25 protein-coding genes are annotated in these 25903 nt (G+C 57.6%); 1 reads left to right on the top strand and 24 read right to left on the bottom strand.

Annotated features, from left to right (window positions below):
- The first annotated feature begins 124 nt into the window (after positions 1-124).
- Positions 125-580, top strand: a complete 456-nt coding sequence (locus QDI87_RS10140) for a MarR family winged helix-turn-helix transcriptional regulator (protein WP_055161544.1) — start codon at positions 125-127, stop codon at positions 578-580.
- A gap of 106 nt (positions 581-686) precedes the next feature.
- Here the strand turns inward: QDI87_RS10140 and QDI87_RS10135 are convergent, their stop codons facing one another.
- The 24 genes from QDI87_RS10135 to QDI87_RS10020 form a co-directional block, all read right to left on the bottom strand.
- Positions 687-1496 (bottom strand): MBL fold metallo-hydrolase, encoded by an 810-nt coding sequence (locus QDI87_RS10135; RefSeq protein WP_055161541.1) that lies wholly within the window; start codon positions 1494-1496, stop codon positions 687-689.
- Between the two features lie 107 nt (positions 1497-1603).
- Positions 1604-2341: a ribonuclease III gene (gene rnc / locus QDI87_RS10130; protein WP_255240961.1), complete on the bottom strand. Its 738-nt coding sequence runs from the start codon at positions 2339-2341 to the stop codon at positions 1604-1606.
- 4 nt (positions 2342-2345) lie between these two features.
- The gene (fabF, locus tag QDI87_RS10125; protein ID WP_055161535.1) at positions 2346-3590 is read right to left on the bottom strand and encodes a beta-ketoacyl-ACP synthase II; all 1245 of its coding nucleotides are present in this window, start codon (positions 3588-3590) and stop codon (positions 2346-2348) included.
- A gap of 64 nt (positions 3591-3654) precedes the next feature.
- Entirely contained in the window at positions 3655-4599 is a 945-nt protein-coding gene (locus QDI87_RS10120; RefSeq protein ID WP_055161532.1) for an NAD(P)H-dependent flavin oxidoreductase, read from the bottom strand.
- An 83-nt stretch (positions 4600-4682) separates the two neighbouring features.
- Positions 4683-4919 (bottom strand): acyl carrier protein, encoded by a 237-nt coding sequence (locus QDI87_RS10115; protein WP_005842646.1) that lies wholly within the window; start codon positions 4917-4919, stop codon positions 4683-4685.
- Positions 4920-4959: 40 nt separating this feature from the next.
- Positions 4960-5703 (bottom strand): 3-oxoacyl-[acyl-carrier-protein] reductase, encoded by a 744-nt coding sequence (gene fabG / locus QDI87_RS10110; RefSeq protein WP_255240960.1) that lies wholly within the window; start codon positions 5701-5703, stop codon positions 4960-4962.
- Position 5704: 1 nt separating this feature from the next.
- On the bottom strand, positions 5705-6649 hold the full coding sequence (gene fabD, locus QDI87_RS10105) for an ACP S-malonyltransferase (RefSeq protein ID WP_055161526.1): 945 nt from the start codon (positions 6647-6649) through the stop codon (positions 5705-5707).
- Positions 6650-6770: 121 nt separating this feature from the next.
- The gene (gene fabK, locus QDI87_RS10100; protein WP_055161523.1) at positions 6771-7718 is read right to left on the bottom strand and encodes an enoyl-[acyl-carrier-protein] reductase FabK; all 948 of its coding nucleotides are present in this window, start codon (positions 7716-7718) and stop codon (positions 6771-6773) included.
- 4 nt (positions 7719-7722) lie between these two features.
- Entirely contained in the window at positions 7723-8727 is a 1005-nt protein-coding gene (locus tag QDI87_RS10095; RefSeq protein ID WP_255240959.1) for a beta-ketoacyl-ACP synthase III, read from the bottom strand.
- Entirely contained in the window at positions 8708-9736 is a 1029-nt protein-coding gene (gene plsX, locus QDI87_RS10090; RefSeq protein WP_255240958.1) for a phosphate acyltransferase PlsX, read from the bottom strand. Before plsX ends, QDI87_RS10095 begins: the two co-directional genes overlap by 20 nt.
- A 14-nt stretch (positions 9737-9750) precedes the next feature.
- The gene (gene fapR, locus QDI87_RS10085; RefSeq protein WP_055161515.1) at positions 9751-10311 is read right to left on the bottom strand and encodes a transcription factor FapR; all 561 of its coding nucleotides are present in this window, start codon (positions 10309-10311) and stop codon (positions 9751-9753) included.
- A gap of 160 nt (positions 10312-10471) precedes the next feature.
- On the bottom strand, positions 10472-10651 hold the full coding sequence (gene rpmF, locus QDI87_RS10080) for a 50S ribosomal protein L32 (protein ID WP_005842638.1): 180 nt from the start codon (positions 10649-10651) through the stop codon (positions 10472-10474).
- 23 nt (positions 10652-10674) lie between these two features.
- Positions 10675-11184, bottom strand: a complete 510-nt coding sequence (locus QDI87_RS10075) for a YceD family protein (RefSeq protein ID WP_036375985.1) — start codon at positions 11182-11184, stop codon at positions 10675-10677.
- 103 nt (positions 11185-11287) lie between these two features.
- A complete protein-coding gene (locus QDI87_RS10070; protein WP_278743197.1) occupies positions 11288-12100 on the bottom strand; it encodes a PRD domain-containing protein in 813 nt (270 codons plus the stop codon).
- A gap of 112 nt (positions 12101-12212) precedes the next feature.
- A complete protein-coding gene (locus QDI87_RS10065) occupies positions 12213-14381 on the bottom strand; it encodes a PTS transporter subunit IIABC (protein ID WP_255241015.1) in 2169 nt (722 codons plus the stop codon).
- A gap of 209 nt (positions 14382-14590) precedes the next feature.
- The gene (larC, locus tag QDI87_RS10060) at positions 14591-15829 is read right to left on the bottom strand and encodes a nickel pincer cofactor biosynthesis protein LarC (protein ID WP_036375979.1); all 1239 of its coding nucleotides are present in this window, start codon (positions 15827-15829) and stop codon (positions 14591-14593) included.
- Between the two features lie 30 nt (positions 15830-15859).
- On the bottom strand, positions 15860-16612 hold the full coding sequence (gene larB, locus QDI87_RS10055) for a nickel pincer cofactor biosynthesis protein LarB (RefSeq protein ID WP_036375976.1): 753 nt from the start codon (positions 16610-16612) through the stop codon (positions 15860-15862).
- 81 nt (positions 16613-16693) lie between these two features.
- Positions 16694-17326: an ATPase gene (locus tag QDI87_RS10050; protein WP_036375973.1), complete on the bottom strand. Its 633-nt coding sequence runs from the start codon at positions 17324-17326 to the stop codon at positions 16694-16696.
- A gap of 7 nt (positions 17327-17333) precedes the next feature.
- Positions 17334-17819 (bottom strand): pantetheine-phosphate adenylyltransferase, encoded by a 486-nt coding sequence (gene coaD, locus QDI87_RS10045; protein WP_036375971.1) that lies wholly within the window; start codon positions 17817-17819, stop codon positions 17334-17336.
- Positions 17816-18397, bottom strand: a complete 582-nt coding sequence (gene rsmD / locus QDI87_RS10040; RefSeq protein ID WP_036375968.1) for a 16S rRNA (guanine(966)-N(2))-methyltransferase RsmD — start codon at positions 18395-18397, stop codon at positions 17816-17818. Before rsmD ends, coaD begins: the two co-directional genes overlap by 4 nt.
- Positions 18398-18668: 271 nt before the next feature.
- Positions 18669-19286 carry a hypothetical protein gene (locus QDI87_RS10035; protein ID WP_278743195.1) on the bottom strand — a complete coding sequence of 206 codons (618 nt, stop codon included), beginning with the start codon at positions 19284-19286 and terminating at the stop codon, positions 18669-18671.
- A 54-nt stretch (positions 19287-19340) separates the two neighbouring features.
- Positions 19341-19682: a hypothetical protein gene (locus tag QDI87_RS10030; protein WP_278743194.1), complete on the bottom strand. Its 342-nt coding sequence runs from the start codon at positions 19680-19682 to the stop codon at positions 19341-19343.
- Positions 19679-19927, bottom strand: a complete 249-nt coding sequence (locus tag QDI87_RS10025) for a hypothetical protein (protein ID WP_278743193.1) — start codon at positions 19925-19927, stop codon at positions 19679-19681. Before QDI87_RS10025 ends, QDI87_RS10030 begins: the two co-directional genes overlap by 4 nt.
- Before the next feature lie 125 nt (positions 19928-20052).
- Complete coding sequence (locus QDI87_RS10020) at positions 20053-25749, bottom strand: LPD38 domain-containing protein (RefSeq protein WP_278743191.1); 5697 nt, start codon at positions 25747-25749, stop codon at positions 20053-20055.
- Between the last annotated feature and the right edge of the window lie 154 nt (positions 25750-25903).

The raw sequence follows: 25903 nt of genomic DNA, 5'->3' as shown, positions 1-25903 counted from the left end.
AACGACTTTTATAGTATAGTATATCTATATAAAAGTCAAGAAAAACCGTCTTATATTTGTCTTTGAACCGTCTTATACCATTCTGATTGCAATTCTCTTATACGATTCTTAAAGGAGTGATGTCATGACGACGCCATCCCCGGAAGCCTCCACAGATATATCCTTCGCCTTCATCGAGACGCTCGTGCTCATCCACCGCAACTTCTACCGCAACCTGGCAACGCCGATACCGCTCAACCAGTTCGCGACGCTCATGACGCTACGCCTCGAGAAACAGGCCACCATCTCTGAGATTGGGCAACGCCTGAAGATCTCGAAGCAGCAGATGACGAACATCTGCGACAAGCTGATGCAGGCCGGACTCGTCACGAAGCAGCAGGACCGCGAGGACCGGCGCCGCATCCTCGTCTCGATGACATCCGCAGGCGAGAAGATGCTCGACGACCAGAATGAGATTGTGCGTCAGAAGTTCCTGAGCAGCTTGCAGGAATTCAGCGAGGAGGAGCGAGCAGAGCTTTACCACTCCATCACGGACCTCAATCACTACATCGAGAAGATGGGCCCGTCGCACAACGGCTGAACCAGCATCAAGTCGGCAGCCGCCAGGCAACAGCATACGACAGAAAAAGGAGAAGCATCATCCGCTTCTCCTTTTTTCATCCCCATTTCCCGTGTGACAGCCGCGCTCAGCCGAGATCGATCACGTCGAGATCGTCCGGCACGAAGACATTGCCGTGATAGTACTCTTTGGCCTCCGCTGTGTACGCCTGCTTGCGGCTCTCGATGCTCTTGTCCTCCGTGTGATAGAGCACGAGGTTCTTGACGCCGAGCGTCTCGGCGAGTTCGCTGGCCTCCTTGACCGTCGAGTGGTTCTTCTCATACGGCTTGAACTTATCGCGGTCGCCGTACTTGCAGAAAGCCTCGGCGAGCAGCCAGTCTGCACCCTTGGCGTAGACCTCGTCGTGCTCGTTGTAGGGCTCGTCACCTAGGCAGGTGAAGCGCATGTCATCAGGGAAGCGCAGCTCATAGCCGAACTGCTTCGCCTTTGTCGAGAGGATATCGAAGGCCGTGAGCTGGAGCCCCTCGAAGTTGACGACCGTGCCGTCCTTGACCTCGTGCAGGAAGATGCTCGTGCCCACGCGTGCGAAATCCTTCTTCTTTAGCGTCATCTTCGTCATCGCGAGCAGCATGTCGCGCACGACATCATGGCAGTAGATGTGGAACTCGCCCTCATACTTGCCCTTGTTCATGAGGTCCGCGACCTTGCGCATGACCCAGATGACGCCGAGCACGTGGTCCGTGTGGCCATGCGTCACGAACATATGATGGCACTTCTGGTAGTCGAAGCCCGCGAGCTCAAGCTGGCGCAGGATGCCGTTGCCGCCGCCTGCGTCCGTCAGGAACAGCGCACCATTCTCAAGCGTCACATAGAAGCATGTGTTGTAGCATTTCGTCACCATGGCATTGCCCGTGCCGAGCATCGTAAGTTTTCTCATGAAAACATCTCCCATCCACTATCTCATTTATCTCATTTGACTACAATTTAATTATAAAACAAAGGTGCCGACCTTGTCAGCACCCTTGCTCTATATTACAGCGCTGCTCAGCGCTTTTTCTGCGTATGCGGGGCGATTTTCTCGAGTGCAGCGCGGGCAGCGTGCTGCTCCGCTTCTTTCTTGCTGTGGCCTGTGCCCTCGCCCATGACTGTTCCCGTCACGCGCACGCGGAACGTGAACTCCTTGGCGTGGTCGGGGCCGGACTCGGAGACGAGCTCATACGTGATGCTCTGCCCGTCCTTGCGGAAGACAATCTCCTGCAGGATGGTCTTGTAGTCCTTGAGAATGGCACCGTGCTCGGCGTTCTCGAACTCGCCGCGTAGCTGGCGCACGACGTAAGCCTGCGCCGCCTCCCAGCCCTGGTCGAGGTAGACAGCACCGATGACGGCCTCGAAGACATCTTCGAGGTTCGTCTGGCGCGTGCGCCCGCCGCCCATCTCCTCACCGCGTCCCAGGAGCAGGTAGTCGCCGAGATGGAGTCCGGACGCGAGCTTGGCGAGCGTCGTCGAGCAGACAATGCTCGCACGCGTCTTCGTGAGCTCGCCTTCCGGCATCTCCGGGAAGTGCTCGTAGAGATAGGTGCTGGAGGCAAGCTCCAGCACAGCATCCCCCAAAAATTCGAGGCGTTCGTTATGGGGCGTGTTCCGCTTCGACTCATTGGCATACGAGGTATGCGTCAGAGCCTGGTCGAGGAGTGCGAGATCGTGGAAGGTCACGCCGAGGCGCTCCGAGAGCGCCAACAGCTGATCGCGGCGCTCTCCTCCTTCCTTCCGAACGTTTCTCATCGCATTACTCCGTGTACTTCTTCATGACGATGCACGCATTGTGACCGCCAAAGCCGAAGTTGTTCGAGATGGCCGCGCGTACTTTCTTCGCGCGCGCCTTGTTCGGCACGTAGTCGAGGTCGAGGCCCTCGTCCGGCGTCTCATAGTTGATCGTCGGCGGCATCATGTCGTTCTCGACCGTCAGCGCCGTGGCAACTGCCTCGATACCGCCGGCAGCGCCGAGCAGGTGGCCCGTCATCGACTTGATGGACGAGACGGAGACGTCCTTGGCATGCTCACCCCAGACGGCCTTGATGGCCAGCGACTCGCCCTCATCGTTGAGGTGCGTCGAGGTGCCGTGTGCATTGACGTAGTCGACGTCAGCGGCCTGCAGGCCAGCGTCGTCGATGGCGAGCTGCATGCACTTGGCCTGGTATTCGCCGCCCGGTGCCGGGCTCGTCATGTGGTAGGCATCCGAGTTTGCACCGTAGCCGGCGAGCTCTGCGTAGATGTGTGCGCCGCGCGCCTTGGCATGCTCGAGGCTCTCGAGGATGACGAGGCCAGCGCCTTCGCCCATGACGAAGCCGCTGCGGTTCTTGTCGAACGGGCGCGATGCGTGCTCCGGATCATCGTTGTGGTCCATGCAGAGTGCCTTCATCGCAGCAAAACCTGCGACAGCTGCCTGGCTGATGGCTGCTTCCGTGCCGCCAGCGACCATGACATCTGCCTTGCCTTCCTGGATGACGCGGAAGGCATCGCCGATGCAGTTCGTGCCCGTCGCGCAGGCCGTGACGACGCACGAAGACGGACCGTGGAGCTTGTAGGTGATGGCGACCTGGCCAGCGGCGAGGTTCGCGATCATCATCGGGATGAAGAACGGGCTGATGCGGTTCGGGCCCTTGTCAAAGAGCTTCTTGTACTGAGCGTGCATCGTCTCGATACCGCCGATGCCCGCGCCGATGTACGTGCCGATGCGGTCGCGGTCTTCCTTCTCGAGATCGAGACCTGCATCCTCGATTGCCAGCTTAGCCGCAGCGACAGCGAACTGTGCATAGCGGTCCATGCGCTTGGACTCCTTCTTGTCGATGTAGTCCGTCGGCTCGAAGCCCTTGACTTCGCCTGCAATCTGTGCACCGTATTCCGATGCATCGAAACGGGTGATCTTGCCGATGCCGTTCTTGCCTTCCATGAGGCCTTCCCAGAATGCGTCCTTGCCGATGCCAATTGGGGTGATGGCCCCCAGGCCCGTAATTACTACGCGTTTACTCAAAACAATGACTCCCCTCTAATATCTTGTATCTTGCTGTCCCCGTGCTCCCTGCGGCATCGGGGACTCAGTTGGCAGCTTCTGCTTCTTTCTTGAGCTGCTCGAAAATCTCGTGCACCGACATGATCTTGTCGATGCGCGGCATGTATTCGCCCGTGAAGACGAGGCCCGTCTCCACATCTCCCTGCTGCGCGCGGATCAGCGCGCGGATGATGCAGAAGTTATGCTTGCAGGCCTTGAGACATGCGTCGCACGTCTTCGGCGGCACAGGGCCCTCGAGGACGCGTGCCGAGAACGGCGTGCGCACGGCACGCCCTGGCAGCCCGACAGGGCTGTGGATGACGACGATGTCCTCCGGCTTTGATTTCAGGTAATATTCTTTGAGGGCCGGTGCCGCGTTGGATTCCTCCGAAGCCGCGAAGCGCGAGCCCATCTGGACGCCTGCTGCGCCCATCTTTATCAGATCAACGATGTCCTGGCCATGAAGGACGCCGCCGGCCGCGATGACCGGGACTTTGACTGCTGCACTGACATCCGAGATGAGATCACGTACCGACGTGTTCGTCCCGAGATGGCCGCCAGCTTCCTTGCCCTCCAGCACGATGGCTGCTGCGCCAAGACGCTCCGAGATTTTAGCTAATTTTACAGAGGAAACAATCGGAACGATCGGCGTTCCAGACTCCTTGCCAAGGCCAAACATATCGCGTGAAAAGCCTGCACCTGCTACAACGAGATCGATGCCCTCATCGATGGCCGTCTTGACAATGCCAGCAAAATCACGAGCTGCTACCATGATGTTGATGCCAATGATACCAGATGTGAGCGAACGTGCGAGCCTGATTTCATAACGCAGTTCGTCGTGGCTCATGCCAGATGCAGCAATGAGGCCGATACCGCCCTCGTTCGCAACGGCTGCGGCCAGACGGGCCGTTGACAAGCGGATTGCCATGCCGCCCTGCTGGATCGGTACACGCGCAATCTTGTTGCCAATCTTAAGCTCTGGAAGTTTCAATGTTACTCCTCCAATCATTTTACCTCTTAAGAAAATCCCGCGAAGCAACTTCACGGGATTCTCAAAAGGTAAGACGCTCAATCTTATTTGTCCTTGTGCTGGTCAATGTAGGTAACTACATCCTGAACAGTCTTGATCTTCTCAGCAGCCTCATCCGGAATCTCAATGTTGAATTCCTCTTCGAAAGCCATGATCAGCTCAACGATATCCAGGGAGTCAGCGCCCAAATCATCGATGAAGGTAGAATCGATTGCGACCTCGTCCGGCTCAACGCCCAGCTGCTCAACAACGATATCTCTAACTTTTTCAAAAGTCGACATGAAGTTTCACCTCCTTAAATTAGTATCCTATATAGTTATATCACATAACCATGCCGCCGTCTACATTGACGACCTGACCAGTGATATAGGATGAACAATCCGATGTGAGGAAAAGCACGGCATTGGCGACATCTTCCGGACGTCCCATCTTGCGCATGGGAATCTCCTGGACCATCGCTTCCTTGACTTTGTCCGAAAGGACTGCCGTCATATCCGTGTCGATAAAGCCCGGTGCAACCATGTTGACCGTGATGCCGCGTGCAGCGAGTTCCTTGGCTGCCGACTTCGAGAAGCCGAGCACGCCAGCCTTCGCTGCAGCGTAGTTCGTCTGGCCGGCATTGCCCATGAGACCAACGACCGAGCTCATGTTGACGATGCGGCCGCTGCGCTTCTTCATCATGATCTTCGCAGCTGCCTTCGTGCAGTAGAATACGCCCTTGAGGTTCGTATCGATGACCGCATCGAAATCTTCTTCTTTCATGCGAATCAGAAGTCCGTCACGCGTGATGCCGGCGTTGTTGACGAGGATGTCAACCGTGCCGAACGCCTCGACAACTTTTGCAAACATTTCTTCTACTGCAGCACTGTCTGCCACATTGGCCTTCACGAGGATTGCCTCGCCGCCATTCTTCTCGATCTCGCTCTTGACTTCCTCCGCTGCCTTCTGGTTGCCAGCGAAGTTGATGGCAATCTTGGCACCCTCAGAAGCGAGGCGGATAGCAATGGCACGGCCGATACCGCGCGACGCACCCGTTACGAGTGCGACCTTCCCATCTAAAAGCATATTAGCGAACCTCCTTCAAATAGTCAAGCGTTTTTTGCAAACTTTCAAGGTTTTCGACATTGAGACTCTTGATAGAACGGTCGATGCGGCGATTGAAACCGCAGAGCGTCTTGCCCGGACCGGCCTCGACGAACGTGTCAGCACCGAAGGCCTGCATCGTCTTGACGCAGGTGATCCAGCGGACCGGATGGTCAGCCTGTGCGACAAGGTTCGCCTTGATCTCCTCTGCTTTCGTCTCCAGTTCGCCCGTGTAATTCGAGACAACCGGGAAGGCAGCATCGTGGATTGCGACTTTCGCGAGCTCGTCTGCGAGCTTCTCGGCGGCCGGCTTCATGAGCGTCGAGTGGAACGGCGCAGAGACGGGCAGAATGACGGCCTTCTTGGCACCAGCTGCCTTGAGCTCCTCGACGGCCTTCTCCACGCCCTTCGTCGTGCCGGCGATGACCGTCTGGCCCGGGCAGTTGAAGTTGACGGGCTGGACCTCGCCAGCTTCCTTCGTCGCCTTCTCGCAGGCGGCGGCAATCGTCTCGTCGTCGAGGCCGATGATGGCGGCCATGCCGCCCTCACCGACGGGGACGGCCTCCTGCATGTACTGGCCGCGCTTGTGGACGAGCGCGACGGCATCCTTGAAAGAAAGGACGCCCGCTGCGACGAGAGCCGAGTACTCGCCGAGGCTGTGGCCGCCGGCGACATCCGGCTGTACGCCGTGTTCCTTGAGGATCTCGTTGACGATGACGCTGACCGTCAGGATAGCCGGCTGCGTGTTGGCCGTGAGCTTGAGGTCGTCTGCCGGCCCCTCGAAGCACATGTCCTTGATGGAATATCCAAGTGCCTCGTCGGCTTCGGCAAAGAGTCTCTTGGCGACGTCATACTGGTCGAAAAGGTCTTTGCCCATCCCGACAGCCTGTGCGCCCTGCCCCGGAAATACGAATGCGAGTTTATTCACCTTTCACTACCCCCTGTTCTAGATTCGCTCTTGCTTCTCTGTATTGCATGTATCTATGCTCTATTTATATATTAGATTTACTGTATTTATTTATGATAGCAACGTGCTTGACTTATCGTGATTATCTGCAGTCGTCCTGGATCGTCTCGATGACGCCTGGCAGGCCTGCGACGATGTCTTCGATGATTGCCTTGACCGGCTTGATGTCGTGAAGCATGCCCGAGATCTCGCCGATCATGACGGAACCGTTCTCGACATCGCCCTCATGCGTCGCGCGGTGCAGGGAGCCTACGCCGAGCTTCTCGAGCTCTTCTGCCGGAGCGCCTGCCGCCTCGAGTTCCTCATACTTGCGCGTGAGCTTGTTGTGGAGCACGCGTGCCGGATGGCCGAGCGTGCGGCCCGTGACGACCGTCGAGCGGTCTTTCGCCTTGAGGACCATCTTCTTGTAGTTCGGATGCGCGATGCACTCCTCACTCATGACAAAGCGGGAGCCCATCTGGACGGCCTGTGCGCCGAGCGCAAAGACAGCCGCCATGCCGCGCGAATCCGCGACGCCGCCCGCACCGATGACCGGCACGTCGACAGCGTCGACGATCTGCGGCACGAGTGCCATAGTCGTGATCTCGCCGATGTGGCCGCCCGACTCCGTGCCCTCTGCAATCAGGGCATCGACGCCAGAGCGCACGAGGCGCTTCGCGAGTGCGACCGATGCGACAACCGGGATGACCTTCGTGCCGATCTCCTTGAGGGCCGGCACGTATTCGCCCGGGTTGCCAGCGCCCGTCGTGACGACGGGGACCTTCTCCTCGAGCACGACCTGCATGACTTCCTTGACGTACGGGCTCATGAGCATGACATTGACGCCGAACGGCTTATCCGTCCAGCCCTTGCACTTCTGGATCTCTGCGCGCAGGATCTCCGGCGGCATGTGGCCGGCGCCGATGATGCCGAGGCCGCCGGCATTCGAGACGGCCGAAGCGAGCTCTGCCGTGCCGATCCAGGCCATGCCGCCCTGGAAGATCGGGTACTTTATGTTGAGTAACTTACAGATTGCATTGTTTTCAAACATCAGATTAGTCCTCCTTAGCCCATTTCATGATGCAGGATGCCCAGGTGAGTCCGGCACCAAAACCGGCCAGGGCAATGAGATCGCCTTTCTTGAAGCGGTGCGCCTGCACTGCCTCCGCCAGGGCAACCGGTATGGACGCCGCTGACATATTGCCATATTTCCCGATATCGACGATGACTTTCTCCGCCGGCAGTTCCAGGCGCTTCGCCGCTGCATCGATGATGCGCGTGTTGGCCTGATGCGGGACGAGCCAGTCAATCTCCGTCTTCTCGATGCCTGCGCGCTCCAGCGACTTCTCGACCGTCTCGCCTAGGATCTTGACTGCGAAGCGGAAGACCGCCCTGCCGTCCATGTGGATGCAGTTCTCGTGCATCAGCAGGGATTCTGCCGTCAGCGGCTTTTGACTGCCGCCTGCAGGGATGTCGAGCAGGTCGCCGCCCGCGCCATCGCTGCCGAGGTCGAAGCTCAAGAGGCCAAAGCCTTTGTCGACCGGGCCAAAGACAGCGGCACCGGCGCCGTCGCCGAACAGGATGCAGGTATTGCGGTCCGTCCAGTCCACGACCTTCGAGAGCGTCTCCGCGCCGACCACGAGGATGTGGCGGTAGACGCCCGTCTCGATGAACTGGCAGGCCGTCGCTGCCGCATAGGCAAAGCCTGAGCAGGCCGCCGAGAGATCGAAGGCACCGGCCTTCGAGGCCCCCAGTCTGTCCTGCAGGATGCAGGCCGTCGAGGGAATCGTGCGGTCCGGCGTCATCGTCGCGACGATGATGAGGTCGAGGTCTTCGGCACGCACGCCGGCATCTTCAAGGGCCATGCGGGCTGCGCGCTCCGCCAGGTCCGATACAGGCTGGTCCTCGCGCGCCACATGGCGCTCGTGTATGCCCGTGCGCTCGACGATCCACGCGTTATTCGTGTCGACCATCTGCTCGAGGTCCTCATTCGTGATGACCTTCTCGGGAACATACCAGCCTGTCCCGATGATACCAGCGCTATTTCTTGTCTCCATCATGCGTCAGTATATCCTCCTTTGCAAGTGTATCCTGGATGTGTGCGAGGACATCCCCCCGGACATAATCGTTCGCCACACCGATTGCACTGCAAATGGACTTGGCGTTCGACGAACCGTGACTGATGATGCAGCAGCCGTTGACGCCGAGGAGCGGCGCACCGCCGTACTCCGTGACATCGAGGCGCTTGCCGAGCTTCTTGAGCGTCGGCATCAGGAGAAGCGCACCGAGCTTGGCGAGGATGCCGCCGCCCTTGATGGCCTCTTTGATAAGCTTCAGGATTGTCTTTGCCAGTCCCTCTGCAAATTTTAGCACAACATTGCCAACAAATCCATCACAAATTACGACGTCGAAGTTGCCCTTCGGCACATCGCGCCCTTCGGCATTGCCGCAGAAGTTGATCGTGTGCATGTTCTTGAGCAGTGCGTACGTCGCCTTGGCCTGCTCATTTCCCTTCGTCTCCTCTTCACCGATATTGAGCAGTCCGACGCGCGGGTTCTTGATCTTGAAGACGTATTCGGCGTAGATTGAGCCCATGATGCCGCTCTGGACGAGGTGCTCCGGCTTCGAGTCCACGTTGGCCCCGGAGTCGAGAAGCAATGTGACACCCTTCGGTGTCGGCATTGGCGTCGCGATAGTCGGACGGCCGATGCCCTTGATGCGGCGCAGGATGAGCTGCGCTGCTGTCACGGCCGCGCCCGTGCTGCCAGCCGACAGCACAGCATCGCAGACGCCGTCCTTGACGAGGCGCGTCGCCACGACGATGGAGGCATCCTTCTTCGTGCGCACGGCATCGGCCGGATGCTCGCCCATCTCGATGACCTGCGAGGCGTGGTGGATGGAGATGCCGAGCTTCTCCCAGCCCGGCTCCTTCGACAGGACCTCGCGGATCTTCGCCTCGTCGCCGACGAGGACGATCTCACAATGGTATTTCTTGGCGGCGCGCACCGAACCGAAAACAATCTCGAGCGGTGCGTAATCGCCGCCCATGGCATCAACTGCAATCTTCATGCCAGAATTCCTCCTCACTCCTCTCCCCACGAAACCATGATGAATTTCGCACGGAATACTTCCTGGGTATCATTTCGCGTCTTGACCCAGACAAAATACTTATTGCCGCGTACCTTGACGATCTCCGCCTTGGCGATGAGCTTCTCGCCGACGTGCACCGGCACCTTGTACTTGACGTTTGCCACGCCGGTGACGGCCATCGGCGCATCGATGAGCGCGAGGGCCAGGGAATTGGCCTGCGAGAACATGTAGTAGCCCTTGGCGATCTTCGTCTTCGCGAAGACCATGTCATCGGTGATGCGCAGAAGAGAGATGCCGGAATGGCCGAGCTCGAGGTCGATGAGTTCACCGACAACATCACCGCTCTCGATGGACTTGACCTTGTTCTGCGCGCTCTCCGCCATCTTGCGGATGCGCCCGCGCAGCTCCGGTATGCCGAGCTCCAGCCGGTCGAGGCGGATGGTCTGCACGCTGACGCCGAGTTTCTGAGCGAGCTCCTCGTCGGTCAGGAACGGTTTCTCCTTGACCTGCTGCAAGAGGAGCTGCTGACGCTCCTTCTTCTTGACCCTTGCCATGCCTTCATCTCCTCCCCAATATTTAGTACCTGATATTACAACCTTATATCAGGATTCATTATACGGTGTTTGTCCTAAAAAAGCAAGCCTCTCATCGCGCAATCGGGAAAGTGGCAAAAAAAAAGAATAAGCAGGACTATGTCCTGCTCATCTATCGTTCTTATTCAGCTGCCTTGACAACCTCTTTGCCATCATAGTAGCCGCATTCCGGGCATACATGATGAGGCATCTTCGGTTCGTGGCACTGCGGGCAAGCTACGAAGCCAGGAGCCTCGAGCTTCCAGTTCGCACGGCGCTGGTCGCGGCGTGCCTTGGAAGTCTTGCGCTTTGGTACTGCCATCTCGGATACACCTCCTTACGAGTTCATTTCTTATTTTTCGCCAATAATTCCTGCAAGGCGGCCATGCGCGGGTCCGGTACAAACCGATCGCAGCCACAGTCTCCCTGATTGAGGTCTGCTCCACAGACGGGGCAGAGGCCCTTGCAATCGGGCTTGCAGAGCTTGCTGAGCGGCTGAGCCGCCAGGACGGTATCGCGGACAAGCTCCGTGATATCGATGAGGTCGCCGTCGAAGCGATTGACCTCTTCATCCTCAGCCATCTCACCCGTGCGGCGGAATTCTTCCGAGAAGGGATGTTCCTGCTCCTCTTGGCACGGTGCCAGGCAGCGGTCACACACAAAGGATTTCGTACAGCGAATGACGCCTTCCGCACGCCAGCAGCTTCCCGTGTGGACGATATGCCCCTCGACCGTCAGAGGTCCCACAAAGGCATAATCGTCCGCAACGGCGCCGATGGCTTCGGCCGTCGTCGTGAACGCAAACGGAATCTCCTGCATGAAGTCCGCATTCGATTCAGCAATGTTTATTTTCATATCAGCATCAACCTCCATACATTATAGCGATGTGCCCATTCCTTTGTCAAGTATCAACTGTCCTCGGGCATCCCTGCGCGCAGCGCCTGAGCCATGAGGACGGTCAGAGCACGCGCTGGATGTGGATGGCGAGCAGCGTCGTCTCCGCTGCCGCGACGGGCAGGCGCAGCTTCCTGGAAAGCGACACTGAAAGCTTTTCTGCGAGCGCATAGGCCTTAGGGTACATCTTGAGCACGTAATCGTCCATCTGGATGGGCACCACCTCCTGCGCGCGGATGCGCAGGATCATGTAGCAGATGTGGCTGACGAGGCGCGTGTACTTGAGCTCTGTGCGCCGCAGCGTCAGCCCGAGCTCTGCTTCAAGTTCCGCGATGCACTCGGCGGCCAGCCTGATGTTCGTCAGGCTGTCGCCCGCATTCTGCTCGCTGATGCCCGCATGGATGTGCAGGGAGAGGTAGCCCGCCTCCTCAGGCGGCAGCTCTACGCCATCTTCCCGCTCGATCGCGCGGATACCCTGCTCAGCGATGCGGTACTCGTCGGGAAACATCGCCATGATGTCGTGCTGCAGAGGATTGGGCAGGCGAATGCCGCGCCGGCAGCGCTCGAGCGCCATCGCGATGTGGTCCGCCATCGGCAGCAGGATATCATCGGCCATGTCAGGGAATGACTTGCGCGCCTCGTCGAGCACGCGCGCCGCGAACTCGACCGCATGCGCATCGATGCCGTTGATGCGCTGCAAGGCGCTGCTTTCCCCATCGGTGATGAGGTGGTAGACCTTGGCCTGCGGCAGGAGCCCGAGCCGCTCGCCGCTCTTCTTCCCGAAGCCGATGCCCTTGCCGAGCAGGATAACTTCCTTTCCTTCCTCCGTCAGCGCCAAGAGCCCGTTGTTGTTCAAAGGCTTTATGACACGAAACATAAAAAACCCCCTTATATGATGCTATCATTATAACCCATTTCCGAGGTCATATGCTATAGCCATACAAGGAGATTTTTTACGGTGATTATACGGTTATAATGATAGAATCTGCTCAGAACTTCGCGACTTCGTCAAGTGCCTTGACTGCGCCCGTCTTCTCCATCTCGATGGACTGGCCTTCCTGCAGGCCCGTGAAGATGACGAGGCAGGCATCCGACTTGGCATTCGCCTTGATGAACGCATCGTCGAAGTGCATGAGCTTGTCGCCCTTCTTGACCTTCTGGCCATTCTCGACGAAGACCTCGAAGCCCTTGCCGCCGAGATTGACGGTGTCGACGCCGATGTGCAGCAGGTACTCCGTGCCGTCAGCGGCCTTCATGCCGATGGCGTGCTTCGTGTCGAAGACGAAGACAACTTCGCCGTCGGACGGCGCGTAGACCGTCTCTTCCGTTGGGTAGACGAAGTAGCCGTCGCCCATCATCTTGCTCGCGAACGCCTCATCCGGCGCCTCAGCGATGGGGTGGACGTCGCCGGCGACAGGCGTGCAGAGCGAATGCGCAGCAGCCTGCGGTGCAGCAGCCTTTTTCTCTTCAGCCTTTGGTGCCTCTTCTGCCTGAGGCTCCTCTGCCGGGGCATCGAGTTCCGGCTCGACATCGGGAGCCGTCTCGAGGTACGTCTCGAGGTTGGCCTTGATGACGGCGACCTGCGGTCCGTAGATGACCTGGACGCCCGTTCCCTTTTTGATGACGCCGACAGCGCCCGTCGCTTTGAGGATCTTCTCGTTGACGAGCGAGGAATCCGCTACCGAGCAGCGCAGGCGCGTCGCGCAGCAGTCGACCGACGTGATGTTCCTCTTGCTGCCAAGGCCGCGCGCGATCATCGAGCTCTTGGCATCCTCGACGCTCTGCTGCGAGCCGCCGCTTGCGCCGGCGCCCTTCTTGGCCTGGTAGTCTGCTTTCGTGTAGAGCTTCGTCTCCTCGTCGTCGTCCTCGCGGCCCGGCGTCTTGAAGTCGAATTTCTTGATCATCCACGTGAAGATGAAGTAGTAGAGGAAGAAGTAGATGATGCCGACCGGGATGATGTACATCCAGCTCGTCTTCGCCTCGCCCTGCAGGATGCCGAAGATGAAGAGGTCGAGCAGGCCGCCCGAGAACGTCAGGCCGACAGCGATGTTGAGCATGTGCGCGATCATGTAAGCTGCGCCGGCGAGGACAACCTGAACGCCGAAGAGTGCCGGTGCGACGAAGAGGAAGGAGAACTCAATCGGCTCCGTGATACCCGTGAGCATCGAAGTAAGGGCTGCGGAGAGCAGCAGGCCCTTGGCCGCCGTCTTCTTCGACGGCTTCGCACAGCGGTACATGGCGAGCGCTGCACCCGGCAGGCCGAAGATCATGAAGATGAACTCACCGGAGAAGTAGCGCGTCGCGTCAGCGCTGAAGTGCGCGACATCCGGCGAGGCGAGCTGCGCGAAGAAGATGTTCTGGCCGCCCTGGACGAGCTGGCCGTCAATCATCATCGAACCACCGACGCCCGTCTGCCAGAACGGCAGGTAGAAGACGTGGTGCAGGCCGAACGGGATCAGGGCGCGCTTGATGATGCCGAAGATCAGCGTGCCGACATAGCCCGTGCCCGTGACGAGGCTGCCGAGCGCGAAGATGCCCTGCTGTGCCAGCGGCCAGACGAAGTAGAGGCCGATGCCGACGAAGAGGTAGACGACTGTCGAGATAATCGGCACGAAGCGCGAGCCGCCGAAGAACGACAGCGCGTTCGGCAAGATGATCTTGTGGAACTTATTGTGGAGGTACGCGACGCCGATACCGACGATGATGCCGCCGAAGACGCCCATCTGGTACGACATGATGCCGCAGGAGCTCGCGATCGTGCCCTCGAGCACGCCCGGCGCAATGGTGCCGTCCGGCAGGATCTGGCCGTTGAGCTTGAGCATGGCATTGCAGGCGCTGTGCATGACAAAGAAGGAGATCATGGCCGCGAGAGCCGCGACCTCGCGCTCCGCCTTGGCCATGCCGATGGCGACGCCGACGGCGAAGATGATCGGCAGGTTGCCGAAGATCGTGCTGCCCGCGCTGGCCATGATGGTCAGAAGACCGCCGAGAAGCGTGCCATCGCCAAAGATGGCTTCGAGACCATACGTCTTGATCGTCGTCGGGTTGGTGAACGACGCGCCGATACCGAGCAGGATACCGGCAATCGGCAGCACAGCGACCGGCAGCATGAAGCTGCGGCCGACGCGCTGCAGTACGCTGAAGATTTCGTCTTTCATGAGACCGTCCTTTCCCGCCGCGTGCAGGGACAAAAAAGGCATCAGCAAAAAGCAACTACAAAGATCCCCTTCCTCTAAAACGGGATCTGCTGCTCTTCGCTGATGCCTGCATGACCAGTAACACGCGAACCTTGTTACAACATATCTTGATTTCAACAGGACTCATTATACGACATCTTCATCGTGTTGTAAAGGACTCTTTTCGCATTTCAGCTCTTACTCTCTCGCAGTCCATCGCAGGCAAGCGCGGCGAGGGCCAGTCGCGCGGCCTCTTCCACCTGCTTCAGCGGCACACCTGCGCGGCGCGCCAATAAGCAGCAGTCCTCGTACTCCGGCTTGCTGTTGACGAGCGCCCCGTGCCAGAAGGCTCGCTTGCAGGCGACCTCGCCGTACGGCGTCGCGACGTGCACCGTCTCGCGCTCCGCCTCGATGCGCTGCGCCACCTTGCGGACGCGCAGGCCGATGCTCGTCGTCTCGCGCAAGATGACGGAGGCGCACGCATCCTTCGAGCCCGTGCGGCAGAGCACGGAGAGCATCGCGGCCGGCCGCGTCTTCTTCATGACGATGGGCGTCGTCCAGACGTCGAGAGCACCGACCGAGAAAAGGCGCTCGTAGAGATAGCCGTAGACCTGTGGGCTCATGTCGTCGATATTCGTCTCGAGCACCAGGAAATCCGTCCCCTGCCCGTTCTCCGCTGCCTCATCAAGCTGGCCGATATAGAGGCGCAGCACATTGGGGATGGCAAGATCCCAGGTACCGGCACCATAGGCGGCGCCAGCTGCGCGGAACCCCTCCGGCAGGCTCTCCGAGAAGGCAGCCTGGCTGCGCAGGAAGGCCGCGCCCGTCGGCGTCGTGAGCTCCTTCTCGGCGCCGGCATGATAGCTCGGCCAGTCGAGCAGGAGCTCGGCCACCGCTGGCGCGGGCACTGGCATAAGGCCGTGCGCGCAGTGCACGAAGCCCGAGCCCGTGTTGACCTTTGAGGCGAAGACACGCTCGATGCCCAGGTAGTCGAGGCAGATGGCCGCGCCGACGATGTCGAGGATGGAGTCGACCGCACCGACCTCGTGGAACGCCACCGTGTCGGCGGGGCGCGCGTGCACCTTGCCCTCCGCCTCCGCAAGCGTCTGGAAGATGGCCAGGCTGCGCGCCTTGACCGCCTCCGACAGCGCGGATGCTTCAATCAGCGCGCGGATATCCGCCATCGTGCGATGCTCGTGCCCATGTTCCCCATCATGATGGTCATCATGATGGGGAAGCCTGACATCGACATAGCAGGCGGCGATGCCATTCTTCATGACGGGCTCCACCTTCATCACATAGCTGCCCTCAAGTGGCAGTTTCGCGAGCTCTGCGCGAAGATACGCCTCCGGCACGCCTGCCTGCAGGAAGGCCCCGAGCAGCATGTTGCCGCTGATGCCCGAAAAACAGTCGAGATAAATCGCTTTCATAAATGCATCTCCTCTATCTTCTCCGCCTTTTCAGCGCAGATGGTTGATCCTGCTCGCGAGCACGCCCGCGCCAAAGCCGTTGTCGATGTTGACGACGCTGACACCCGCGGCACAACTGCTGAGCATTGCTAGGAGTGCTGTGACGCCGTGGAAGGCCGCGCCGTAGCCGACACTCGTCGGCACGGCGATGACCGGCTTGTCCGTCAGTCCGCCGACGACGCTCGTGAGCGCGCCTTCCATGCCGGCGACAACGATGATGACGTTGGCCGCCTCGATGTCCGCCCTGTGGGCGAAGAGCCGGTGGATGCCCGCTACGCCGCAGTCGTAGTGCACCTTGACCACGTTGCCATAGAGGTGCGCTGTGAGGCGCGCTTCCTCCGCCACGGGGATGTCGCTCGTGCCGGCCGACAGGATGAGGACCATGTGCGCTGCGTCGCGTCTGGCAGGCCGCTCGATGTAGAGGATACGTGAAACCGCATCATACTCAGCCTCCGGCAGTCTTTCCTGCACAAAGGCGGCCTTCTCCGCGCTCATGCGCGTCGCCATGACGCTGCCTGCACTGCTCTTCGCGAGCGATTCCATGATGGCGAGCACCTGCTCCCCCGTCTTGCCCTCGCCGTAGATGACCTCCGGGAAGCCCTGGCGCCTTTCGCGCGCATGGTCGACCTCCGCAAAACCGAGTTCCTCGACCGAAGACTTCTCCAAGTATGCCACGGCCTCCCGCTCCGAGAGACGCCCGTCTTTATAGCGGCGAAGCATCGCCACGATCTCCGCATCCGTCATGCGCTCCTCATCCTCCTGTCAAGAATCAAAAAGGCCCATGATCTTCATCATAGGCCATCATTTGCATGCATTCTCACGCACTCATTCTTCTGCCGGCTTCTCCTCTGCCGCGGTCTGGGCCTGCGCCGGTGCCGACTGTGCAGGAAGGGGCGGCTGTGGCTGATTGAGCCCCGCCTTGGCCGTCTGCAGGACCTGCAATGCCTGCTGGAGTCCCTGCGTGACCTGCTGGACACCTGCGGCGGCCTGCTGCACGCCGTTCTGCGCCTGTTGGACGCCGTCAAACGTCCGCGAGACATGCGCGATCAGCTGCTCGAAGACCTGGTTTGCGTAGGCGTCCACATTGTTCTGGAGCTCCCGCGCCTGCGCTTCTGCGGCCTGGACCATCGCCGTCTCCTTCTGCTGTGTCTCCTGCAGGATCTCCTTGCCGCGCTGCTTCGACTTCAAGACGATCTCGCTGTTCTCCACCATCGCTGCAGCCTGGCGCTCCGCCTCCGTGCGGATGTGCTCCGCCTCGCGCCGCGCGTCCTCGATGATCTGGTCGCGCTCCTTCATGATGACCTCTGCCTTATCGAGTTCCTTCGGCAGGTCATTGCGCAGTTCCTCGACGTAGTGGACGAGGTCGTTATCGTTGATGAGGATGTGGCCCGTGAACGGGAAGGTCTTGGCCGTGGCCACCATGTTCTCGATCTTATTTAAAGTCTCGCGTACTCCCATATTCCGCTTACTCCCTTTCTTGTCCTAGAATCTGGATTGCCTGCTCCACGCAGGGTGGTACCAGGCCGTGCACATCACCGTGGAAACGGATGAGCTCCCGGATCCCCGAGGAACTCACGAATGAATACTCCGGCCGCGTCAAGAGGAAGACCGTGTCGATATCGGGCTCCAGATGGCGGATCATATAGGCTTCGTTCTGCTCGTACTCGAGGTCCTTGATGGAGCGGACGCCGCGCACGATGACATGTGCCTCATGCGCCTTCATGTAGTCCGTGATGAGCCCCGAGAACGAGTCGACCCTGACATTCTCGATGTGCGCGGTCGCCTCGCGCAGGAAGCGCACGCGCTCCTCGACCGGGAAGAACGCCTGCTTGTTCACATTGTGGAACACGCAGATAATGATCTCGTCAAACATCGTGCTGGCGCGCTCGAAGATATCGATGTGGCCATTCGTCACGGGGTCGAAACTGCCTGAACAAACGGCTCGCCTCATTGCTCCGCCTCCTCTATCTCTTTCAGGTACGCTTTGCGCTGGAAGAAGCTCAGCTGCGTCGTGCGGCCGTAGCGGCGGTTCAGCACACAGCGAAGCTCCGAGAGCTCCGGCATATCGTTCTCATCCGCGCCGTGCTCGACGACGAGGATGCCGGCGTGAGCGAGCACCGTGCTCTCGTCGAAAAACGTCAGTGCCCGCCAGGCGAGGCCCTTGTGGTAGGGCGGATCGCAGAAGATCAGGTCAAAGGACTCCCCGCCCTGCGCAAAGCGCGAGAGCTGCGCGAAGACATCGCAGCCGTGCACGGCAGCCTTGTCCTGCAGGCGCGTGTGCACCGCATTCTCGCGGATCAGCGCCGCCGTCGCCTGGTCGACGAAGCAGGCCGACGCTGCGCCGCGCGACAGCGCCTCGAGCCCGAGATTCCCTGTGCCCGCAAAGATGTCGAGCACCTTGCGCCCGTACACCTTCGGGCCGAGGATGTTGAACAGGGACTCCTTGATCCGGTCCGACGTCGGCCGTGTCGCCTGGCCCTTCGGCGTCTTGAGGCGACAGCCCCGCGCCGACCCCGTTATGATTCTCATATATTCCACTCCAAATCAAAAGCCTATAAACAGATTCATTATACCATCCATATCAACTAGCGTAAATAGCATGAAATAGGATTCCACGCGGCACGATGATTTTAGCGTAATACAGGTAAGAATTGAAATGAGAAGAAATAAAATTAAATGACGTTCCACGTTGAAGATGTAGGCAAATCGTAGACAAGCGTCGGCAACTCGTTAAGAAGCCTTACACGCAAAAAGAGGGCCGCCCGCAGGACAGCCCTCTCAGACAGATTGCAAGATGTTGTTACCACGTGTATATCATCTTGACATATGCTTTGTTGCTATCGAAATTGTAGGATGCTCCTACACCTAAATATTTGCCGTCGCGGGATACCTTGTGCGAAACGCTGTAGCCGACTTCTGCGACACCGCGCCCGCCGTCGATGTCCGGCGACACCTCGACCGTGTGCAGCACTTTCTTATATGCTTGCACGTTGTACTGGTTCAGCTCGACCGGCTTGTCTTTGCTGATTGATGCGACGTCAGCCTTCTCGCCATCGTCCGACGCGACGATCGAGAAGTCAGCGCCAGCACGCTCCTGCGCGGCCTGTGCCTGCCTCTCTACGTCTCCCCCCGTCGTGACGATGGTGTATTCCGGCTTCGTGTCATGCTCGTATATATAGTGTATCTCCTGCGCTGCATCCTGCGCCTGCTGGCGGCTGACTGGTACTTGTGCATTGTCAGCCGCTTTCTCGACGCCTGCCTCACTCTGCGCCTGTGTCTGTGGCTCGACGGTTACTTTCTGCGGCTCCGTCTTACAGCCACGAAAAAGCAGCACAGCGACGATGACAGCGAGGATTCCGAATAAAATGCCGCTTACGATGCGGCGGTGAGCGTACACCCATGTTTTCACCTGCTCCATATGAGTCATCCTTTCTTACGCATATTGCCAGTTGACACTCCCCATGGATAAATCTTATACATGATGCTTCTCGTCAACTCCTTTCATTGGCATGATTTTAGAATACGGTGGCGGTTCTCCAACTGGACTATTGTACTGACTATCGATGGATAGTTTTGTCCAAGCTGCCTTTCCTAGGCCAACAACACCGGCAATGCCCGTTCCGACAACTGTAATGCCAGTCCAGCAAGACGCCAGCTCGAAGCGCGTGCCGGAGAGTGCGTTGCTCCAGTAGCCGTAGAGCCACGAGAACATCACGGCGCAGAGAAAAAGCATCATGAGCACGGACAAGAAGATGACGAGGGCGAGCCAATTCTTCTGCGCCCATGCTGAAAACCTGACGATCTTGTCTTTCATCGCCTATCCCCCTTCCATTCGTCAACGATACGGTCAAGGCGGTCGATGCGATGGTGTGCCGAGCTGCAAGATGACTCGACTTCCGCAATCTTCACGCGGTCATTAGAAATCATGTCGGATTGCTCGTCGATGAGCCGTGACAATTTATCAATGCTCCTCTCCAGTGGAGAGAGGCAGGCTTTATAGAAGATGCCTCCGCACGTCGCCGTGATCGAGACAATCATAGCTGCATCATTCACTGTCATGTTTATACCTCGTATAGTAGATAAGATATGCGGCCGGTATGCCTGGCGGGTCTTTATTCATGCTTACCTCCATTATAGAAAAAGAGCAACGTGCAAAAATTGCAAATTGCTCTTGATGTAGTGTGTTATTGGCCCATGACTTTCCTGACAACAGAGAGCCGCCGCTGCTGATAGCCGAGCTGCTTCTGCTCACGGACGCCCGAATCCATCTTCGGGTCATCAATAGCTGCGCGTTCCTGCTTGTTGATTTTGGACAGCTCCTGCTGTGCCTTTGTCATGCGCTTGTAGAGCGATGGGTCATAGCCATCCGGCTTTTTCTTTGTGAGCTTGAATTCCTCGTTGAGGCGCTGCTGTTCGTCGAACTTATCATAGAAGTCGTTGACCGTCTTGCTCTGCTTGTACGGTATAGCCGTGAAGCCGCTGATAACAGGCGCTTCGTTCAGATTCGTGTTAAGGCTCTGGTTGCCGACGATAGTATCATACACGCCAAGCAATCCTTTGCCCATATTGCCAGTGTAGCCGAACAGGACGTGCTCGACCTTACGCGGCGATACGCCGATGACCTTGCCAACAAACTTCGCAAAGCTGGAAGTCTCGTTGCCGAACTGGAGATAAGCAGGCAGCTTCTCTTGATACTTCGGTACGATCGGAGCACCTGTGAAATAGCTGTGATTTGCCGTTGCTTCAATGATAGGCAAGAGGGCCGTTGGAATCATGTCTGGCAGTGAATCCCAAACAGGTCTGAAGTAGTCGCCAGCTTTATGCTTGCTCCTATCCATTGCTTTCTCAATGAGATTCGAGAAGAAGCGCAGACCGATATCCTGTCCTTTCGGGATGCGGATGATCGTATTGCCGACCTTGCCGAGAATCCAGTTCGTCTCTTTCTGCCAGTCCGGCAGCTCTTCCCACCAGTCATCGCCGGAATGGATGCCAGCAAGCAGCAGAGCGGGCAGCATGCCGCAGAGGAAGAGACGTGCGAGCGCCTTCATGGATTCCTTGCGATACGGCTTGCGGAAGTCGAACGTGCGGAAGAATTTGTCGAAGCCCTGAATGGACGCATTGGCGAAGACAACAACGTTGTTCAGGTAGCGACTGCCACGCCCGCCGCGCGCGAAGTCCATCAAATCGCGGCTCTCAAACGCCGACGAAACGAGGTCATAAGCTGCTGGGTGTGGGCCGTTCTCGCCCGCCAGCGTTTTCTTTACTCGCTCATAGGCAGCGATGCGTGTGCCGTACTCAGAATACTCACCGACCATCTGCATACCTTCGAGGATGGCTGGCAGGAACTTTTTTGAAAGCAGCCGTTCTTTCCATGTCTTCGACATCTGGTTCAGCGTAGCCTGCGTGTAGTCGCGGTCAAGCGAGATAGCGCTGGCCTGCGCTGCTCCAGAAGACAGCCATTCGTAGAACAGCTCGTCGCGATGAACAGCGTGCAGGAAGCCTCGCACAAAGTCCCAAGGCTTGAAGCCGTACTTACTATAGATAGTAGCATCCGTCGAATCGCGAATGAGGTTGCGGAGCGCGAACGACGGGTTGATCGTCGTGAAGCAAGCACGGGCAATCTTTGACGGACCATGAAGCAGGCGAAGCACCCAGTTGCTCTCCTCGCGCCCCATGTTGTTAACAGCTTTCACGATATCCGGGTCAGTCTGCAAATACTTGCGTTCGCCGTTCTCGTAGAAAGTGATTGTCGTCTTGTCGTTCGGCTTTGAGTTATCGACTTCTTCGATGTACTCGCCGACATCAGAGATGCGCGTGAGGTTAGCCAGGAGCTGACGAGCCTTGTTCTTCTCAGCCTTCTTGACGAAGTCATACGTGTTGCGGATGATGGAGTCAAGAGGATTGATGATGCGGCGCGTCGAGCCGTGCATATGCTTGAGGCTGTCGCCGAAATCCACCTCTTCATTGTCCTCGAATACACGGAACATTGGGATGTAGTTTGGCCATCTCTCTTGCAGCTCCTTGTAGCGTTTCTTGCTGATGACGCCTGCATCATAGAGGATAGAAGTCGTTACCTTTGAGAAATGGACAAGGTCTTGCTGTGCCTCGCCGTATTCCTTCATGTACTTCATCATGACCTTGTTGCACCGATCTTCCGTAAGGGAAAGGCCGTCTTCGGTACGAGGAACCTCCATGATGGTCTTCTCAGCTTTGTCAATCTTCGCCTGGTATCCTTCAATCTCTTTTTGATAGGCCTCTCTTTGCTCTTGATACTTATCATCAACCTTCTTATCGCTTTCAATAAGCTGCTGATACTCAGGGAGATTATTGATTTTATCGTTCAAGTCAGCAATTTTGTCGCGAAGACGCTGCTGGCTCTTGCGGATACGGTTGTTGAGTGTATGGATGTCCTTTACATGGCAAGCCAATGCAAAGGCGAGGAAATCCTTCATGCGCTTTTCGTTATGGAGAGCGCCGCACTCGTCCAGAATCATATGCAAGGTCTTGAAGCCGTTGAAGTTGACGCCCGGGTAATTCGTCTGGAGCGCCTTGACAGCAGCCTCGCTCTGCCCTTCAATCATCGTCATAGCGCGTCCAGCGTTGCCACGGAAGAGACGGAGTGCGATATACGGGTTGACCGACGCCGCGAGTTCCTGCCCGCTCTTCTCCTGCACACGCTTCACCATTCGCTTGACAGGGCCGAGCTCTTCAATCATCTCGTCGTAGAACGTTTCCCATGCTTTCGTGAGTGTTGTGCGCTCTTTCGGCTTTTCGTACTGGATAGCATCGCGCACGACTTCATCCGCTTCACGGTTGTTGCGTTCATTGAAGAGAGTTTTCAGGTCAACGAGCTGATCGCTGAGAACCGGGTCGTTCTTGAGTGCCGCCGCAAAGTCGCTCGCTTCCTGACTGGTATCATTCGTTGCCTCGTCGAGAAGCCACTTCGCGATGTAGTTGTTCATGTCCTCGCTAGGCTTCAGGTTGAGCCTATCTGCAATGGCACGCCCTGCCTCCGGCAGCACCTTCTCCCACTCGTTCGCATTGCGAGCGCGGATGACGCCCTCGAACTTCTTGAACACGGTCTCTGTTTTCGGGTCAAGTTTGCCGAAGCGGATCCGCATCTTCGTGATGTCTTCGAGCATCGCCTTGACGTTCTTGTCATGCGACGCAGCATTCTTGCGGCCAGTGAGATGGTTGTACGCACGCGTGAAGAGTGACGGCTTGCTGTTGTCGTTCGCGTCAAGGGAATACCGGATAGGTTCGCCCGGACGGATGGCAAACAGGTCTGCACTGTTTCTCACATCGCTAGGGCTGCCTCCCTGCTCTTCACCGTTGTGGAAGATACGGGTATCGTAGTTCAGCGAGTCGTCCTTATTCACATAAAGATGACCTTCTCTGTCCTTGACACCTTTGAGAAGTTCTGCTATAGTGAGCGTAGATGGAGCTCCTTCATGTTTATAGTGGCGCAGGACGCCGCTCTCTTGAAGGGCTCCATCTTTTATTATGTCATAAAACTTTGCCTCGCCAATACGAAACGCATGGCTATCTTTATTCCCTTCCTTTGCCACAATGCGGAATCGTACAAGCCTGTTCCCATCTTTTACAACTGAGAACATTTCAATGTATGATTGCTTCGTACCGTGTTTAAGATCACCGTGCTTCTCGATATATACACAGTTTCCAAGAATCTTTTCTGCAACAGAAAGTGCCTTTCTACGTGTTTTATCGAAGCGCACTGGATTATTAGATGAATGTACAAAATGCGTCCCGTCACTTACAGATGCAATCTTGCCATACCCATCCGAGCCAATAATGCGGAATGTTTTTCCGATCATGCTACGCGCTATGTCAGCCGCAGCATGATGATTATTGACATTCACCTTTGGCTCGTCTGTTACATCAATGATAGGCACTTCTGTATCTGGACGTATCTGATCATTCGTAACAAGGTAACGGTTGCCGCTGTCCTTAGAGTTGAGCTGGCGCTCCCATACCTCGCCGCTTCCCACTTTGCGGAAAACGTCGCGTGCATTGTCAGCACTGCGGATGAGATGGAGCAATCTTATTACGGCACTCTTGACCTTCTGCCAGAGCTTGCCAAACAGCGTATGCTGCCCTTTCTGTTGGGCAAGCATCCAGTCGCGGTACTTATCTGCCATGACTTCATAGACGTCGCGCCCTTTGGCTTTCGCTTCTTTGTCGTAAGCCTTGTGGAGCGCGGCTTTTTCTTCGTTTGTCAGGCACATGTCGTAGACGGCATGGAACGCTTCGTGATAAGCCGTACCCTTCCTGCCAAGCTGAGAGAGCTCGATGAGGGCAGTCCTGCCGACTGTGCGTTCTCCGCCATTGATTTTGATGCGAACATCGTCCTTGAGGCCATGCGCCGCGCGTGCCCTGCCGGCTTCCTCATTGTTGACTTCGATAGACGGCACGACGTTTATCTGCACTTCTGCACCGTTTGGCATATCCATAGAGATATGTCCGCCGTCCTGTCGAATATTCTTCACATTGGGGAAAGCCTTTTTCGCTTCGTCCACTACAGCCTGTAGAGAACGTTTCACTTGAGCATCATTCTGCTTTGCAGAATACCGGATATCATCTATTGCTTGAGTGGTGTTTTCTTTTGCCTTTGTAGGCGCTTCCTGCACATCAGCAAAGAGGTCAGCACTTGACGTACCATTGCTCGCTACACGCGCCGAAGTCTTGATGATCTCGCCGAGCGTTGCGCGGCCGCCGTCCATGAGAGAGGCCTGGTTCGGGCTCCCCTGCTCCAAGATAGAGCGGGCCATGTCGTTGAGGAAGATACCGATTTTCTTTCCGCTGCGCTTGTTCTCATCGAGGAACCGCAGCACCTCGCGCACCTCGTCCGTGTCCTGATACTCGCTGAACATGCTCTGCTCGTTGAGATAATCCTTGACCGGTTTGCCCTCGCGGCGTAGCGCGTCGAGATGCTTGACGGCGTCCGAGATGGTCTTTGCGGCGTCGTACTCATACGCCTGCCCATCCTTGACGGCAAGATTGACACGAGCAAAAGCAGGGGCCGCACTCATCAAGCCGCGCGAGACGTTGCGGATATTGTCATCCGTGCTCTCAGCCATCTTGTCAATGAGGCCGTCATCGTCATAGGCCAGCGAGAAAAGCGCACGCTTGACGCGCTGGATACCGTCGGCATTGACGTTCCCGTGCTCATCCGTGTATGCGTTGCGCTCGTTCTTGCTGACGATGCGATAGAGGATACCCGCCACAAAATCCTGATTTGCCGCCGTTGTCAGGTCTCCCTGCTCGTTATCGACATAGCGTTCCAGATCACGCGGCTTGATTTTCTTCGCGTCCGCCTTTGCCTGCTCGCTCGCGCCCATGCGGGAACCGCCAGTTGTACTGCCGATGATATCCTGCATCGTGTCCGCGTCGATATCGTCTACCACCTCGCGGACAAGCATATACTTGCGCACCTGAGCAAGGTTCACCCTTGAAAGGCCAAACTCTTTCGAGTGCTCGAAGATGTATTTTCGGTAGGCTGTTGCCTTGTCGCCGCCCGCCGCCGTAGCCTTCTGGATAGCCATAGCACGGCCATTTCCGTTGAGTACGACGCCATCCTTGCGGATGATAGGTGCACCCTGATTGAGGTTGCGGCCTGCGCCGAGATCGGCAGGGCGAAGCTCGTTTGCCATCGACGTGACCTGCTCCTGCATGGATACGCGCTGACGATCACGCGGCTGTAATTCCTGCGGATATGCCTTGTTCGGCGTCATCGTCTCCGCATTGTGCGACGTGATGACACGCGATGCCGGGACAACGAGATACCGCACGCGGATTTCCTTGCCGCTATCCGTGACGACCGTCGTCTCAGTGCCCTTGATGCCGTGGATAGGCTCGCCCATTGCAGGAACCTTGCCTGTATCAAGATTCTTGGTGCCTTCTTTCTGCTCATGTGGTATAATATGAGTAGAAGAAGACGATTCGTCAGCGTAGGCAGAGCTAGGCTGTTTACCCTTTGTGGGGCGAACTGTCTGGCCCTCGGAGGAATCAGCCCTA

Origin of the sequence: Mitsuokella jalaludinii (genome assembly GCF_928722185.1) — a bacterium.
Lineage (GTDB): Bacteria > Bacillota > Negativicutes > Selenomonadales > Selenomonadaceae > Mitsuokella > Mitsuokella jalaludinii.
This window is presented reverse-complemented; position numbering and strand designations above follow the sequence as displayed.

Coding starts and splice junctions, on each gene's coding strand:
- plsX (WP_255240958.1), bottom strand. CDS start 9,736: ATGAAGATTGCAGTTGATGCCATGGGCGGCGATTACGCACCGCTCGAG.
- QDI87_RS10065 (WP_255241015.1), bottom strand. CDS start 14,381: ATGAAAGACGAAATCTTCAGCGTACTGCAGCGCGTCGGCCGCAGCTTC.
- QDI87_RS10050 (WP_036375973.1), bottom strand. CDS start 17,326: ATGGGAGTACGCGAGACTTTAAATAAGATCGAGAACATGGTGGCCACG.
- rpmF (WP_005842638.1), bottom strand. CDS start 10,651: ATGGCAGTACCAAAGCGCAAGACTTCCAAGGCACGCCGCGACCAGCGC.
- QDI87_RS10030 (WP_278743194.1), bottom strand. CDS start 19,682: ATGAAAGACAAGATCGTCAGGTTTTCAGCATGGGCGCAGAAGAATTGG.
- coaD (WP_036375971.1), bottom strand. CDS start 17,819: ATGAGGCGAGCCGTTTGTTCAGGCAGTTTCGACCCCGTGACGAATGGC.
- QDI87_RS10035 (WP_278743195.1), bottom strand. CDS start 19,286: ATGGAGCAGGTGAAAACATGGGTGTACGCTCACCGCCGCATCGTAAGC.
- fabG (WP_255240960.1), bottom strand. CDS start 5,703: ATGCTTTTAGATGGGAAGGTCGCACTCGTAACGGGTGCGTCGCGCGGT.
- QDI87_RS10075 (WP_036375985.1), bottom strand. CDS start 11,184: ATGAAAATAAACATTGCTGAATCGAATGCGGACTTCATGCAGGAGATT.
- QDI87_RS10020 (WP_278743191.1), bottom strand. CDS start 25,749: ATGGGCGAGCCTATCCACGGCATCAAGGGCACTGAGACGACGGTCGTC.
- QDI87_RS10070 (WP_278743197.1), bottom strand. CDS start 12,100: ATGTTTCGTGTCATAAAGCCTTTGAACAACAACGGGCTCTTGGCGCTG.
- QDI87_RS10140 (WP_055161544.1), top strand. CDS start 125: ATGACGACGCCATCCCCGGAAGCCTCCACAGATATATCCTTCGCCTTC.
- QDI87_RS10115 (WP_005842646.1), bottom strand. CDS start 4,919: ATGTCGACTTTTGAAAAAGTTAGAGATATCGTTGTTGAGCAGCTGGGC.
- fapR (WP_055161515.1), bottom strand. CDS start 10,311: ATGGCAAGGGTCAAGAAGAAGGAGCGTCAGCAGCTCCTCTTGCAGCAG.
- QDI87_RS10095 (WP_255240959.1), bottom strand. CDS start 8,727: ATGATGGAGACAAGAAATAGCGCTGGTATCATCGGGACAGGCTGGTAT.
- larC (WP_036375979.1), bottom strand. CDS start 15,829: ATGAAAGCGATTTATCTCGACTGTTTTTCGGGCATCAGCGGCAACATG.
- larB (WP_036375976.1), bottom strand. CDS start 16,612: ATGACGGATGCGGAGATCGTGGCGATGCTTCGCCGCTATAAAGACGGG.
- fabK (WP_055161523.1), bottom strand. CDS start 7,718: ATGTTTGAAAACAATGCAATCTGTAAGTTACTCAACATAAAGTACCCG.
- QDI87_RS10025 (WP_278743193.1), bottom strand. CDS start 19,927: ATGACAGTGAATGATGCAGCTATGATTGTCTCGATCACGGCGACGTGC.
- rnc (WP_255240961.1), bottom strand. CDS start 2,341: ATGAGAAACGTTCGGAAGGAAGGAGGAGAGCGCCGCGATCAGCTGTTG.
- rsmD (WP_036375968.1), bottom strand. CDS start 18,397: ATGAGAATCATAACGGGGTCGGCGCGGGGCTGTCGCCTCAAGACGCCG.
- QDI87_RS10135 (WP_055161541.1), bottom strand. CDS start 1,496: ATGAGAAAACTTACGATGCTCGGCACGGGCAATGCCATGGTGACGAAA.